This window comes from Alteromonas sp. S167 (assembly GCF_036864375.1).
Taxonomy (GTDB): domain Bacteria; phylum Pseudomonadota; class Gammaproteobacteria; order Enterobacterales; family Alteromonadaceae; genus Alteromonas.
Genome location: NZ_JAZETR010000001.1, coordinates 61,241 through 75,034, shown reverse-complemented (window position 1 = coordinate 75,034; position 13,794 = coordinate 61,241). Strand labels below are relative to the sequence as shown.

Genomic DNA, 13,794 nt, shown 5'->3' with positions numbered 1-13,794 from the left:
CTGTTAAATAGGGTGTTAAACAGTGAGTAGTGTGACAAATGAACTAGAAACTGTGTCTGTTTAATTCTTATAAAAAGCAACTTTAAGTCACAACTTATCAATGGGTTAAGTTGTTTGTAAAAGAAACAGCGTTGAACAAATTTCAACCACACTATATATTGAGTTGAACTCAACTTAATGAGGATTTAGCATGCCAACACTTTCTACAAAGAATATCAGCAGTGACTATATTTCCGGTGACAACGCAGGAAAATACCGCCAAACCACGAGCGAAAACGCAAAACAAATTCCAGAAGAAGTGACAAACGCCGACTTAGCGCAAATAGAAAAACAAGGCTACGTAGTTATTGAAGACGTGTTGTCTGCTGAAGAACTTGCAACCATTAAAGCGGAAATAGGGCCACTGTTAAAAGAAACAGGTAGGAACGCTTTTGAAGGATATAAAACACAACGCTTATATGCGGTACTCACCAAAACAAGAGCATTGGATCGCCTTGTTGATCATCCTCGTATTTTGGCCATGTTAGACAAAATGTTTATGCCGAATTATTTATTGTCGCAACTGCAAGTCATTAACCTATTACCCGGCGAGAGCGGTCAGCCGTTGCACTATGACGATGGTTTTTACCCAATTCCAAGACCACGCGCAGGCCTAGGCGCAGCGTCTGTTTGGGCAATTGATGACTTTACCCACACCAATGGTGCAACAGTGATTGTGCCCAACAGCCATACTTGGGATGATGAGCGCAAGCCTCAACCTGAAGAAGCTATATCTGCTGTAATGAAAGCCGGTTCAGTTTTATTCTATCCGGGAACCTTTTGGCACGGTGGCGGTGCTAACCAGTCTGATGCAAACCGTCTCGCTGTAACATGCCAATACTGTGAGCCATGGTTGCGAACACAAGAGAACTATTTTCTGGGTACACCACTTGAAGTCGTTGCAGAAGTATCTGAAGATATTCGCCGAATGCTTGGTTATTCAATTCATCCGCCTTTTGCTGGAATGGTTAATGGCATGCACCCCAAACGCTTACTTGAGAATTTGTAATGGCTAAATCAGCGGCGAAGGAATCTACCCGCCAACGTATTTTAGACGCAGCGCGTAAAGAAATAGTGCTTGGCAACGGTGACTTAGAAGTTGCCAATGTTGCCAAACGCGCAGGCGTCTCAGACGGCTTAACCTATTATCACTTTGGCAATAAATCAGGTCTAATCAACGCGATAGTAAACGACTTCTATACCAAATTCGATGACAAAGTAGCGGGCGTTCCTTTTGAGGGAGACACTTGGGCTGAGCGAGAACAAGCTCGCGTTAATGCAATGGTGACGTTGTTCTACGAAGATCCTGTGGCAATGATAGCAGTCACTCGCCTTCGTACCGATCCTACCTTTGCAGAAGAAGAAGCTGAACGAAACAGTAGACTAGAACAATTAGGTGCAAGCAATATCGCCAGCGCACAAAGGGCTAACGAACTAGATCCTTCGCTAAACCCGCTTATGATGGCATCAATGTTGTTGGCTGGCGTTATGGCCGGGGTAAGAGTGGCGTTAACCACATCACCTCCGCTCACGCTAGCGCAAGCACAACGTTCTGTGTGGAATTTCGTTGCGCGAGCTGTAGGGCTCAATTGAGGCGCTGTGACGTAGTTCTGAACAGAACAAAAAGCTGAAAATCAAATTTCAGCAAACGTCTAGTTAGAAATCGACAGCTTGGTTAAACGGGCTGATAAATATTATCCCAGTAATCATCTAGCTCTTTTACGGCTTCATTAAGCGGCAGTGCGACATAACGTTCGTGCTGCTGCGTTACCAGCTTCATTGCTATTAGCTTTTCCATGGCATCTGGTATATCAAAGTCTAATTCGCAGCTGTAAGTATGTTTAAACCACTGTTCTATTTGGGTATCAAGCGCATCTGCTGTTAGGCCCTCGTTGCCATGTTGTAGTAAAAACGTGTAGGCCAATAGCGCTTCTTTGCAGTCTTCTTCCTCAGCTGCGTCGATTAGGGTATGAAACACGCCAGCATTGTTGTCTAGGTTTTTGAAATAGAGGTTGTCAGACAGTGCCTTCATAAAACGAATTTTTCGGTTTTTAAATTTCGTCCACTCTTTAAAAATAAAGCTTCCAAACACGCCCATGCCAATACCAAAGGTAATTAAACTTTGTTTGGTCAGCTCTACCGACTCGTCTTTTAAGCCAAAATAAAAGGCAAGAAACGACGCCATCAACACCAAGGAAGCACCTAACTTTGTTACTAATACTACGGTTCCGCCAACTGCTGCCGATGCACCAATAATTAACTTGTCTAATGGGCGCATACGCACTTCGCTATTGGGGAACAACATTTCTAAGTCAGCCTTAGGTACATTCTGAAACAGCTTTATAATGGTAGAGCCAGGCGTAAATGTCACTGGATTCTGCTTTATGTTGTTGAAGTAATCTTCATCTTTAAACGTGATAAACACCGCCACACGGTCGTAATGTGTAAAAGTAATATCTTTCTTGCGTAGCCCAAAGAAATAGCGCAGCGTTTCGGTTTTCATTGACTCGCCGCGTCGATAAAACACCACGTTTTCAAAATCATCAAAGTTTACTTCAAGCCTTACTTTAAACAACGACTCTTCATTTAGCGCTTCCGCTAAATCGTCATCGGTAACACGCTCGAAGTTTGCTGCATTGAGTAGCGACGCAAAACGTTTAGAAAAAGTCTGTTGTGCGCTTTTTTTGTTGTCACGAGATACCGAAGTAAGCCTTCGCGTATCGGTATTTGGCTCGAACAATGCGTAACTATCTTTTAGCTGCTCAAGCTGCTCGTGATACTGATAGTGGATGCGACTAACAAGTAATTTAGCGAACGTAAGAAAGTTGCTATCAGCTTCTGTGCTGTGTAGTGCATGTTGAGTAAGAAAAGTGCTATGCACCTGTTGGCACATTTGAATGACGTCTTGTTTTCTAAAAGGAATAAATCGTTCTGCTGGCATGCTTATTAATATCAGTGACACGTTGTGAAAATGCGTGCTTATAAAATTCACGCTTAATAGTTATTTACGAGTAAACCACAAATTCCACATAACACAATGCCTCAAAAGGCTATAGAAGATGGGTTACAGCTTAAATGTGGTTATGGCATATGCACTTAATTGTTCATCGCCTTTGGTTTACAATGCCGACATGAGCTATCCCGTTCCCGCCAATCAGGTTGAAACCCTGTACGAAATTAAGAAAAGCAAATTCATTGCGTTAGCAGGTTTTGTTAACTCGCGTGAAAGCGCTATGACGTTGCTTGATCAAGCAAAAGCAAAATACCCAGATGCTAGACACCATTGTTGGGCTTATGTTTTTGGTAACCCTAACATGCCCACCAGTGCAGCCATGGCCGATGACGGGGAACCCAGTGGCACTGCAGGAAAACCCATTTTAAACGTACTTCAGCACAAAGATATTGGTGACATTATGATTATTGTCACGCGCTATTTTGGTGGTGTAAAACTCGGCGCTGGTGGTTTGGTACGTGCATATTCTGCAGCCGCTCAACAGGCTATAGATGCGTTAGAAGTACGCGAAGAAATAGTGCTAGACGATGTGTTTGTTGAAGTCGATTTTAAACACGAACAATTTGTTCGCCATATCGTTGAACAGGCATCTGGCAAAATAGCGCAATGCAACTATTCTCATTGTGTTGATATGCATATTCTTCTACCTAACGCTGCACTAGATGACTTTGAACAGCAAATGGCGCCTATCGCTTTATCAATAAAAAAGCAGCGCTAAGCGCTGCTTTTTAGACCTTTTAGTTAAGCATCTCTGCTTTTTAAGTAAGGGGAATTACTGTACGTATCCCTCATTAGCTTTAACCGTTAACGGGTGATACCCAGGCTTAGCTTCTTCGAAGGCACGTTTAGCAAATGCTTTGCCGTCAGGTGTTTTCGATAACTCTCGGTAAAGCGGCTTAACCAGCTTGTTTCGACCAATAGACACCAAATAATCATACAATCGGTCATAAGCAGGTTCATACTTATTCGCTACTGCAATCATTAGCCAGCTATGCGCTATTTCGTTATTTTGTGTAGAGGTTAAAGCAAAAGCAGTATCTAGCTTTTCAAGCTGCTGCGTGCTCAGTGTTGTAGGCATATTATTTAGAAAATATAACCACTCGTGCACTGTCCAGTTTGTCGTATCGATATCAACTGCCTTTACGCTACCTTCTAGCCATGCCGCACGCGTTTTGTCTATTTTTACGAAGGCATCAGATTCTGGTTTTGGTGCATCTTGTGGAATACCCGGTTCAAAAATCCAAGTATTGATGCGCTTTGCATCAAGTTTGTCGGGGTATTGTGCCAACAAGGTATCTTCTAAATACGCGATAAAGGTGTCGGTAGTAATGCTTTTAAAAGCAAAGTCTTGGAAGTATTGCATTAAAAACGCATCAAAGTTTTCACGACCAATTTTGTGCTCTATTTCCCGCAGAAACAACGCGCCCTTTTCATAAGGAATGTTTGAGAACACGTCATCTGGGTTACGTCCGCGAAGATCAATAGCAAGAATTTCGTCATTGGCTTCAAGGGCTGCTATATCGTTTTGTAAGTCTTGGTAGCCCAACACCGCTTCTTTTTTGAAACGATCATTACCGTAAATCATTTCCATAATGCGGTACGTTAGGTAAGTAGTAAAACCTTCGTTTAACCATAGGTCACGCCATGTGGCATTGGTTACCGTGTTGCCAGACCAACTGTGGGCAAGCTCGTGAGCAATAAGCGAAACCAAGCTTTTATCACCTGCAATAACCGTAGGCGTTATAAAAGACAAACGCGGGTTTTCCATGCCACCAAAAGGGAACGAAGGCGGTAAAATGAGTAGGTCATAACGATCCCACTGATACGGTCCATAGGTTTTTTCCGTAACTTCAAGCATTGCTTCAGTGTCTTCAAACTCTTTCGCAGCGCTTTCAAGCAGTGCCGGTTCTGCGTACACGCCTGTGCGCTCACCCATTGCTTTAAACTTTAAGTCACCAATGGCTAACGCAATCAGATAAGACGGAATAGGCTGTGGCATGGTGAATTCATATTCGCCGTCGCGTGGGGTATCAGGATCGTTAGAGGCACTCATTACAGCCAATAAAGATTCAGGCGTTTTAATGGTAGCGTTATAGGTTACGCGAACTTGCGGTGAATCTTGCAGTGGAATAAAGCTACGTGCGTGCACCGCCTGTGCTTGCGTAAACAAAAACGGGTGTTCTTTTCCTGCGGTTTGCGCTGGCGTAAGCCATTGTACGCCCGATGCTTCAGCAGACGTTGCATAAGCAACTTTTACAGTGTTAACACCTTCTGGCAGCGTGATTGATAGCGCTGTACCTAAGTCTTTATCTTTTTCGCCAAGCGTAAATGGTACGGGTTTACCCTGTGCTGTTACTTCACTAATATCCAGTGCACGGGTATCTAACACTAGATCGTTAAACTGCGGCGACGCTCGCTCTACTTGAAGTTCAGCGTAGCCCACTAGCTGTTTAGTGTCGAAGTTTGCTGTTAAGTCTAAGTTTAAATGTGTAACACGTATTTCGTTAGGGTTTGAAAACGAGTGATAGTCGACGCCAGATGCAATATCAGATTGTGTAAGGCCTCTCGAGTCTGCATTATCAACACTCTCATTAGCTACTTCTTTGTGCGCTGCCGCATCAGCCTGTGTTTTTTCTGAAACACTATTGTTCTCGCTGCACGCGAATAGAAGCGGTAAACACACTGCTCCTGTCAGTAATCCGTATTTTTTCATTCTTTTTCCTACACAAAATAATGACTAAGCTTTGTAATTAAATAGCTCGGTGCTTTTATAACGCAATGCTTAAAATAGCGCGATGCTTCAACAAGACTATGTTTAAGCGCTGCACGTTAAGGTAAAACAAAGCTTAAATAAAAACCTGCTATCACAAGCTTCTTTTATCACTATCCTATCAAGGCTTTAGTAGCTAAGCGAATACATAACAACTTCAGCGTAATTGAGAGAAAGCGCTCTGGTTGCAAAAAAGGCCGCATAAGCGGCCTTTTTACGGAAAACAACAAAATAAGAACTTACGCTAGTGCAATTTCAACTTCAATGTTACCGCGGGTAGCATTTGAGTATGGACACACCTGATGGGCAGTATCTACCAGTGTTTGAGCTTGTGCTTTGTCCATATCGCCTAAATCTACAGTGAGTTTTACCGCAATAGCAAAGCCTTGCTCAATAGGACCAATAGATACATCGCCGGTTACGCTAATATCATCTGCCAACTTAATTTTTTGAGACGCCGCAACATGTTTTAACGCACCGATAAAGCATGCTGAATAACCTGCAGCAAACATTTGCTCTGGGTTAGTGCCGTCACCACCAGCGCCGCCCAGCGCTTTCGGGGTAGAAAGCTTAAGCGCTAAATTGCCATCACTTGATTCTGCTGTTCCTTCACGGCCGCCTGTTGCAGTTGCCGTACCTGTGTATACCACTTGCTGTAATTTGTGCATTAAGTCTCTCCGTGTTGATAGTACGTATTGATATTACGTGTTAATACTAATAACGCAATTTAGTTTGCATGCAATATAAATTAGCATTAACGCTACTTGCAGATCAAGTAATTTGTATGCAAAATAAAAAACGTGTTTACCTATTACTATACGAAGGCAGTTACGTGTCAGAGCTTTTAAAATTGGAAAATCAGTTATGTCATCGGTTTTATACGCTGTCGAATGCATTCACACGTGCTTATCGCCCGCTGTTAAAAACGTTAGATATTACTTACCCACAGTACGTAACGTTAATGGCTTTGTGGGAGACTGATAATTTGACAATAGCTGAACTACTCACGCGCACAGCTATTGATGGTGGCGCAATGTCGCTAATGCTTAAAAAGCTAGAGAGCAAAGGCTTCTTGCAAGTCGTTAAAGACGAAAGTGATAAACGCGCTAAACGTGTTTTACTTACTCAGAAAGGAAAGGATGCCAAAACAACAGCTGAACAAGTCCCTAAGCAAATGCTGTGTAAGCTTCAAGGCATGACAACCGAAGAGAGTCGCCAGTTAAAAGATTTACTCGACAAATTAGGCGGCTGTTTTGCCAATGATGAATTAGACGAATAACCAACATCACAGCTTCTTTTTTAATTTGTAATCTCTATGTCATCACATTAAGACTTAACTTTGCTATTATCAATTAAGCGTACACTTGTTCGCTTAATTGGTACGTTATCTTAATTTTTACGTTGTATTAGTTTTTTCATTATATGAGTAGCTAAATTTTCATAGTGAAAAATGTGGGTTTTACAACGCCATACACCATTGATAATGTTAAAAAGATGGGAGTTAGCATGAGTCACACTTCGCACATTTCATCCCCTAAAAATAGCGAAGAACCAAGTATGCAGGCAAAAGCGTATTCGGTAATAGAAGAATGGTTAAACAGCATCAGTCACGGTATTGGATTTGTAGCCGCTATCGTCGGCTTGGTGTTTATGCTGTATCGCGCCGACAATACGCTTGCACTTACCACGGCGGCTATTTACGGCTCTACGCTTATCTTAATGTTTCTAAGTTCAACGCTGTATCATGCTATTACTCACCAAAAAGCAAAAGGCTGGCTGAAGCTTTTCGACCATAGCGCAATATATTTATTGATAGCGGGTACTTACACACCTTTATTGCTCGTTTCTATAGGCGGTGTATTAGGAATCACAATGACCGCAGTAATATGGTGTTTAGCACTGGGTGGCGTGACCTTCAAACTTGTTGCGCAGCATCGCTTTCCAAAAGTTTCCGTAATGACTTATTTGTTAATGGGATGGATAGCGCTGGGTTTAATTTACCCACTTTATATGGCATTACCCGGCGCGGGGCTATGGCTTTTAGTGGCTGGTGGTATATGCTTTAGCGTTGGTGTGTGCTTTTACGTAGCAAAAAAGGTAAAGTACACACATGCAATTTGGCACTTATTTGTCATTGGCGGCTGTAGCTGTCATTACTTTTCTATTTATTATTTTGTGGTATGACGAACACCTCAACAAGCTCAAATTTTAATGCTGATATTTCCGATGAAAGCGGCAACAAAAGCACGACAACAGCGCGTGAGATTGCTTGGTTTTCTTTGCGTAGTGGAAAAATTTGTCTTGGTAAGAAGCCTACTGACGCCGACTTTGCACGTTTGAAAGGCTTGGGCGTTACCCATTTAGCCACGGTTCAAACCAGCGAAGAAGACGCGCCTCGCATTAGAGATGGTGCGATTGCCGCAGGCTTAGAGTGGTCATGGGTGCCGTTTTTACATCCATCTGCGGTATCGCCTACCGACGATGTACACCTTCATCAATATCTTCATGAACTTTCACAGCTACTGTTAGAAGGTGCGCGTATTTACCTACACTGTGACGGTTCGCAACATCGCTGTTCACTGTTGTTTTACGCGCTATGTCATTATTGTCGAGTTCCGTCTGACAGTGCATACAACGCACTACATAGTTTTGGTGCAACAGCAGCTAATAATTTAGTGCGCTCTGAATTGGCTTGGGCTGCTGAGCTTGGTCATACCGCACCGCGTATGTAGATTAAACGTGAAAATCAAACAAAGCGGTTATACGCACTGATAAGACGCATTGATAAAAAAACTTAAGCAATTGGCTATACTATTCGTCTTTTTACCAGTGCGTGTTAGCTGCCTTAGAACTTATATACTTCTGCATTAGCCAACAGTTTGTTTGCATCAATTTTTTCTTGCACGCATCGAACCACATCGGTACGAGAGAAAACATAAATCCTATCTTTTCGAGCGCGATTACTCTCTACTTCGAAGTCTTTTAATACCATACTGATGTGCTCGTCTTGAGGTAGACCGCGAAGCCCTGCGCCAAATCGGCAAAGTGTTTCACTTATACCCACTTCAAAACCAGCAAGAAACGCTTTGTACTGCTGCTCTTGTTTTTCTTTGCGTTTAGCCAGCTCTTTCTCTTGCGCTTTTTCAACGGCCTTTAGCTCTTCTTGCATGTTTTTCGCTTTGGTTTGCACTTGCGAAAGCTTTTGCTGTGAAGCCTCTTTCTGTTCAAGTAGTTCTTTTTTACGCTCTTCATCGGCATGGCGCAGCTCAAACGTAATGTCGCGAAGCTCGCGTTCTGCTTCTCGGGCTTCCCACGCCAGCTCTCGCTGCATAGTTCTCAAGTCGCGCATTCTGTCATTATTGTCAGCTAACGCATGGGAAAAGTGTCTGCTTGTTGCTTCAGCATAAGACTCCCACTCTCGCGTAGCCTCCATCACTATTTCGTCCATCTCTTCAAATGAACCACTGATATGAGGGACAGGTGGCACAGGTGGTGCCGACGGTACCGCACCTACAAAACCTTCAACTAAGGTTTCAATTTCATGAACCCAATTATTGCTATGACCTCTAAGCGACAATGTAAACACCGCCCCTTGCCCAGCTAAATAACTAGTATCAATTTGATTAACGCGCCAGCTGTCAGAGGTAACGTTTTGACGTAGGGATGTATTAAGCACACCTGACATTATTTCCAGCTCATTTGCCAAGTCTTCATATTTATTCTGACTTTGCGCGACAGACATACCACTGGTTACAGTACATAGCACTAATGCTGTTATTAAACGTTTCATATATTTACCTGCTTGCTTAGTCTTCAATTAACGGTGTGGGCTCATTCAACAATGAATAAGGCGTAGCATCACCCCCAACACCTTGCTTTAGTGTTGTCATGCTTGGTTTTGTCATTTGGGGGTTTAAAACGGCGCTATAACCTATTTCAATGTCATCAATTTCGTCTTGTAAACGGCTAAACTGCTGCGCATAAAATCGTTGATCATCTATGCGTTGGTCGTTAATGAACGATAGCAGTTCAGCAAAGTCTTCTTTGCGTTCTTCTCGGCTGGACGCCAATAAATACTGTGTAAGCTCGGCGCTACTTCTTTGCTGCTGTGTCGACAAAGCTTGGGCATATTCTTTAAACAAGGTTTGATTAACCTGCTGATAATATTCTCTTTGTTCACCAAGTGCTGTTGCCACCTTTTCGGCCACCATGGTATCTACATCTTTCTTCGCTTGGGTAGCAGAAAATGTCAGTGCAATACTGTTTTGGTCAAAAGACAGTTGCGCGCCCGTGAGCACAGCTACTAAAGCACACGCAGATGTGGCCATTGCCATTGAGGATAGTGAAAACCAGCTCGCCTTTGACTTTGAAGCCGTTTGTTCAAAGAACGTACTGCTTTTGTCCCATTGCGGTGTGGCTGGCGAAGCAAAGTTGTCAGCACTGTTTTTAATAACGCTAGCGGCGTCTATGCGCTGTGCAAAGTCGCTATCTGACTGACATAGTGCATCAAACTTGTCCCGCTGGTTTTGTGTTAGTGTTCCTTCTAAAAAGGCTGCCAATAAGGCTTCTTTTTCATGTAGATTCATTACTCTAACTCCAACTTCAACTTTGCTAACGCAGCGTACAGGCGCGATTTTGCGGTGTTGGCTGATATATCCATTTGCTCAGCTATTTCATCAAACGTAAATTGGCCAAAAAACTTAAGCTCTACCACCGCTTTTTGCCCTAATGGCAGCTGTTGCATAGCTTGCATTAGTGCTCGGCTTTCTCGGTTACTACTCAGCTGCATTTCAGGGCATGGCGCGTCGCACAAAGGCGACTGAATATCGTCTATATCTACGCTAGGCTTGCGCTTGCGATAAAGTTCCACACATCGACAGTGCGCAATTCGATATAGCCAACTTTTAAAGCTGCCCTCGCCTTTAAAGCAGGTAAGGCTGCGAAACACCGAGATAAAAATCTCTTGCATAAGGTCAGCAGCATCATGGCTGTTACCCGTCATACGAATACCGTATTGATACATAGCGGTTTCATAGCGAGCAATCAGCGTATACCACGCTTTCTTATTCCCGTTTAATGCCTGTTCCACGAGCTTTTCATCTCGTTTTTTAAACACGGCCTTCCCCGTTTTGTTTATCTTTTAGTTACTTAACCATTAAGTCGTTAGGGTAGCCAAAAAAGTTTGGTAGATATGCAGTTTTTTTAGTTGTTGAACAGAAATGATGGGTAAAGTGCAGCTTTAAGTGACTTACACCTGCACGATACATATTGAATGCGGTTGAAATGGCGCTAAAACGTTAGCATTTGAAAATAAAATAAAGTTATATAAGCGGTGACACGAAACCATATCACCGCATGTCGAATTTAATTTCTGGGCCTTCTATTTCCGAGCCCTTTATTTCAACGTGGGAATAGGCAATAGTGGCGATAGAATTTCACCAATTCGTCTAAATAGCTGCATACGCGTCGTACCCGAACGCCATACTAACCCTATTTCCCTAAAGCCCTTTTCTTCTGCGGGGAAGCTCTTAAGACCAGTATGCTCCAAAATTGATTGATTAAGTGCTAATTCGGGTAAGAATGTATAGCCCATTTTGCTATTAGCAAGCTGTACTAGTGTGTATAGGCTGCTCGCGGCAACACTGCTAATTTGATCGCTATGCTGCAAGTTACAAGCACTTACGGCGTGACCGGTCATACAGTGTTCTTGCTGAAGTAAGAAAATACTCTTCTTAGGCAAAGATGAGATATCTACCGGATTCGGCAACTGCTCTGCCATTTCTTCATGGGCAATAAGATGGAACGGGTCATGCCCTAACACCATTTGCTTACACCCTGGCGTTTCCATAGGTAACGCAAGAATAAGCAAGTCCAAACGACCATCGGTAAGTTGTTGAAGTAACTTTTCGGTCGTATCTTCCTGTAGCTCTACATTAATATCAGGCAGAAATGCTGAGAATGCGCCAAGCATCCCTTCAAACATGAACGGTGCAATAGTTGGAATAACACCCAGTTTTAATGTGCCGCGCTGCCAATTACCTGCATTTTTTGCGTACTCTACAAGCTCGCCGGCTTCCTGAAGTAACACTTTACTTCGCTCTACAATATCAAGCCCAAGCGAGGTAAACACGAATGTCTTATGCTCACGTTCTAACAGCTGACTGCCAAAGTGCTCTTCAAGGTTTTGAATTGCGGTACTTAACGTAGACTGGCTTACGTTGCAACGCTGTGCTGCACGGTGAAAGTGCTGCTCTTGATGTAGCGTTACAAGGTAGTGCAAATGCTTAAGGTTTGGCCACTTCATGTATCTTCTCTCAAAAAAAGAAAAATGAATTAAAAAGGATATGTTTAATCTATCATAAAGATTACAAACAACCCACCCTAAAACTACGCTTTGCATAATCTAAGTTATAGGAGTAAGCGTACGCAGCTACAACACCATTAAAAAAGCCGCATACGAATTGACGTTATGCGGCTTTTTGTGTCATTTATGACTTGGCATCTTTAACGTAAAAGCAGGTGCTACGCTACGCCAAATGCAGCTTTCAATATGTAGAAGAAAATAATAGAAAGAATAGCGCCTGCTGGTAACGTGACAATCCACGACACAACAATATTTCTCACAATACCAAGGTTAAGCGCAGATACACCGCGAGCTAAACCCACGCCCAATACTGCACCAACAAGCGTTTGTGTAGTTGAGATAGGCAAACCTGTACCAGATGCGATTACTACCGTACAAGCAGCAGCTAGTTCTGCCGCAAAACCACGGCTAGGCGTAAGGTGTGTTATGCCCTGGCCAATAGTTTTGATAACGCGATGACCAAATAGCGCAAGACCAGCAACAATGCCTAAGCCGCCTAAAGGTAAAATCCAAGGCGCAAGCGTTGTGCTTGAGTTTATAGCACCGCCGCTACTTACCACGCTAACTACTGCGGCCAATGGACCAATAGCGTTAGCAACGTCGTTAGAACCGTGTGCAAAGGCCATACAGCACGCTGTAACTACCATTAATAGCGCGAATACCTTTTCTACATTTGCGGTTTGAAGGTCAGCGTCTTCAGAGCCGCTAAATCTCATGCGGCCAATTAACCACTTACCCATAAAGGCAAGCAACACAGCAATACCAAAAGCGAGCAGGTAACCGTTTACGGCGCTAAGCTCTAAACCTACGTGCTTTAAGCCTTTCTTGATGGTTACTAGCGACATTACGAAGCCTGCTAGTGCCATGTAAAACGGAACATATCGCTTTGCATTTTCAAACGGCGATTGCGTTTGGAAAATCAGCTTATGCGCACTCATAAAAATGAGATACGCAATAATGCCTGAAATCGCAGGCGTCACCACCCAACTACCTACAATGCCGCCTACTTTGTCCCATGCAACAGCATCCATACTCACGCCAGTTGCCGTAAAGCCAATGATAGCGCCAATAATAGAGTGCGTTGTTGAAACAGGCCATCCTAACCATGATGCAACGGCAAGCCAGATACCTGCTGCCAGCAACGATGAAATCATACCTAAAACTAAATATTCAGGTATGTCGATGAAATAGGTTGAGTCGATGATTCCCTTTCGGATGGTAGAGGTTACTTCGCCACCTGCAAGGTAAGCGCCAGCAAACTCGAAAATCATAGCAATAATGATTGCTTGTTTTATCGTTAAAGCTTTAGAACCTACAGACGTTCCCATTGCGTTAGCAACGTCGTTCGCTCCAATACCCCATGCCATGACGAAACCAACGCCGGCGGCAAGAAGAATCAGAATTAGGCCATAACTTTCAAAAAATTCCACGGATAACCGCTCCCGATCTAAACGCGATTTAGGCTAGATGCCACGTGACAACGCAGCATAGACTCTGGGCCGACTAGGCTAGAGTGAGAAGTTAAAGACAAATTGTGTTTTATCATAAGGTTCGATTAAATTTTGCACGATCTGTTCTTGGCTGCGGCGCATGATAACTTAATCGTCT

General features: G+C 43.3%; 14 protein-coding genes. 6 read left to right on the top strand and 8 right to left on the bottom strand.

From position 1 onward, the window contains the following. The first annotated feature begins 190 nt into the window (after nucleotides 1–190). On the top strand, nucleotides 191–1,048 hold the full coding sequence (locus V7R35_RS00305) for a phytanoyl-CoA dioxygenase family protein (RefSeq protein WP_334012530.1): 858 nt from the start codon (nucleotides 191–193) through the stop codon (nucleotides 1,046–1,048). Continuing rightward, the gene (locus V7R35_RS00300; protein WP_334012529.1) at nucleotides 1,048–1,632 is read left to right on the top strand and encodes a TetR/AcrR family transcriptional regulator; all 585 of its coding nucleotides are present in this window, start codon (nucleotides 1,048–1,050) and stop codon (nucleotides 1,630–1,632) included. Before V7R35_RS00305 ends, V7R35_RS00300 begins: the two co-directional genes overlap by 1 nt. An 82-nt stretch (nucleotides 1,633–1,714) precedes the next feature. On the opposite strand, the gene V7R35_RS00295 is transcribed toward V7R35_RS00300, so the two are convergent. Then, the gene (locus tag V7R35_RS00295; protein WP_334012528.1) at nucleotides 1,715–2,980 is read right to left on the bottom strand and encodes a TMEM143 family protein; all 1,266 of its coding nucleotides are present in this window, start codon (nucleotides 2,978–2,980) and stop codon (nucleotides 1,715–1,717) included. A gap of 190 nt (nucleotides 2,981–3,170) precedes the next feature. On the opposite strand from V7R35_RS00295, the gene V7R35_RS00290 reads away from it, so the two are divergent. Beyond that, entirely contained in the window at nucleotides 3,171–3,770 is a 600-nt protein-coding gene (locus tag V7R35_RS00290) for a YigZ family protein (protein ID WP_334013245.1), read from the top strand. A 54-nt stretch (nucleotides 3,771–3,824) separates the two neighbouring features. On the opposite strand, the gene V7R35_RS00285 is transcribed toward V7R35_RS00290, so the two are convergent. Together V7R35_RS00285 and V7R35_RS00280 are read right to left on the bottom strand one after the other, a co-directional pair. Next, a complete protein-coding gene (locus tag V7R35_RS00285; protein ID WP_334012526.1) occupies nucleotides 3,825–5,765 on the bottom strand; it encodes a M1 family metallopeptidase in 1,941 nt (646 codons plus the stop codon). Nucleotides 5,766–6,061: 296 nt separating this feature from the next. Further along, on the bottom strand, nucleotides 6,062–6,490 hold the full coding sequence (locus V7R35_RS00280; protein WP_334012524.1) for an organic hydroperoxide resistance protein: 429 nt from the start codon (nucleotides 6,488–6,490) through the stop codon (nucleotides 6,062–6,064). Between the two features lie 164 nt (nucleotides 6,491–6,654). Here V7R35_RS00280 and V7R35_RS00275 point away from each other — a divergent pair, with 164 nt between their 5' ends. The 3 genes from V7R35_RS00275 to V7R35_RS00265 all read left to right on the top strand — a co-directional run bounded on the left by V7R35_RS00275 (nucleotide 6,655) and on the right by V7R35_RS00265 (nucleotide 8,554). Beyond that, entirely contained in the window at nucleotides 6,655–7,101 is a 447-nt protein-coding gene (locus V7R35_RS00275) for a MarR family winged helix-turn-helix transcriptional regulator (RefSeq protein ID WP_334013244.1), read from the top strand. Between the two features lie 227 nt (nucleotides 7,102–7,328). Continuing rightward, nucleotides 7,329–8,006 (top strand): PAQR family membrane homeostasis protein TrhA, encoded by a 678-nt coding sequence (gene trhA, locus V7R35_RS00270; protein ID WP_334012522.1) that lies wholly within the window; start codon nucleotides 7,329–7,331, stop codon nucleotides 8,004–8,006. After that, complete coding sequence (locus tag V7R35_RS00265; protein WP_334012520.1) at nucleotides 8,003–8,554, top strand: hypothetical protein; 552 nt, start codon at nucleotides 8,003–8,005, stop codon at nucleotides 8,552–8,554. The genes trhA and V7R35_RS00265 overlap by 4 nt, the downstream gene beginning before the upstream one ends. Before the next feature lie 113 nt (nucleotides 8,555–8,667). On the opposite strand, the gene V7R35_RS00260 is transcribed toward V7R35_RS00265, so the two are convergent. The 5 genes from V7R35_RS00260 to V7R35_RS00240 form a co-directional block, all read right to left on the bottom strand. Further along, complete coding sequence (locus tag V7R35_RS00260; RefSeq protein ID WP_334012519.1) at nucleotides 8,668–9,612, bottom strand: hypothetical protein; 945 nt, start codon at nucleotides 9,610–9,612, stop codon at nucleotides 8,668–8,670. A 16-nt stretch (nucleotides 9,613–9,628) separates the two neighbouring features. After that, a complete protein-coding gene (locus V7R35_RS00255; RefSeq protein ID WP_334012517.1) occupies nucleotides 9,629–10,408 on the bottom strand; it encodes a hypothetical protein in 780 nt (259 codons plus the stop codon). Next, a complete protein-coding gene (locus V7R35_RS00250) occupies nucleotides 10,408–10,938 on the bottom strand; it encodes an RNA polymerase sigma factor (protein ID WP_334012515.1) in 531 nt (176 codons plus the stop codon). Before V7R35_RS00250 ends, V7R35_RS00255 begins: the two co-directional genes overlap by 1 nt. Nucleotides 10,939–11,217: 279 nt before the next feature. After that, a complete protein-coding gene (locus V7R35_RS00245; RefSeq protein WP_334012513.1) occupies nucleotides 11,218–12,126 on the bottom strand; it encodes a hydrogen peroxide-inducible genes activator in 909 nt (302 codons plus the stop codon). A gap of 218 nt (nucleotides 12,127–12,344) precedes the next feature. Next, nucleotides 12,345–13,616 carry an inorganic phosphate transporter gene (locus V7R35_RS00240; protein ID WP_334012512.1) on the bottom strand — a complete coding sequence of 424 codons (1,272 nt, stop codon included), beginning with the start codon at nucleotides 13,614–13,616 and terminating at the stop codon, nucleotides 12,345–12,347. Nucleotides 13,617–13,794 lie beyond the last annotated feature (178 nt).

Bases quoted from the DNA above. Each gene is read 5' to 3' on its own strand.
- V7R35_RS00305 (WP_334012530.1), top strand. From the start codon at position 191: ATGCCAACACTTTCTACAAAGAATATCAGCAGTGACTATATTTCCGGT.
- V7R35_RS00300 (WP_334012529.1), top strand. From the start codon at position 1,048: ATGGCTAAATCAGCGGCGAAGGAATCTACCCGCCAACGTATTTTAGAC.
- V7R35_RS00295 (WP_334012528.1), bottom strand. From the start codon at position 2,980: ATGCCAGCAGAACGATTTATTCCTTTTAGAAAACAAGACGTCATTCAA.
- V7R35_RS00290 (WP_334013245.1), top strand. From the start codon at position 3,171: ATGAGCTATCCCGTTCCCGCCAATCAGGTTGAAACCCTGTACGAAATT.
- V7R35_RS00285 (WP_334012526.1), bottom strand. From the start codon at position 5,765: ATGAAAAAATACGGATTACTGACAGGAGCAGTGTGTTTACCGCTTCTA.
- V7R35_RS00280 (WP_334012524.1), bottom strand. From the start codon at position 6,490: ATGCACAAATTACAGCAAGTGGTATACACAGGTACGGCAACTGCAACA.
- trhA (WP_334012522.1), top strand. From the start codon at position 7,329: ATGAGTCACACTTCGCACATTTCATCCCCTAAAAATAGCGAAGAACCA.
- V7R35_RS00265 (WP_334012520.1), top strand. From the start codon at position 8,003: ATGACGAACACCTCAACAAGCTCAAATTTTAATGCTGATATTTCCGAT.
- V7R35_RS00260 (WP_334012519.1), bottom strand. From the start codon at position 9,612: ATGAAACGTTTAATAACAGCATTAGTGCTATGTACTGTAACCAGTGGT.
- V7R35_RS00255 (WP_334012517.1), bottom strand. From the start codon at position 10,408: ATGAATCTACATGAAAAAGAAGCCTTATTGGCAGCCTTTTTAGAAGGA.
- V7R35_RS00245 (WP_334012513.1), bottom strand. From the start codon at position 12,126: ATGAAGTGGCCAAACCTTAAGCATTTGCACTACCTTGTAACGCTACAT.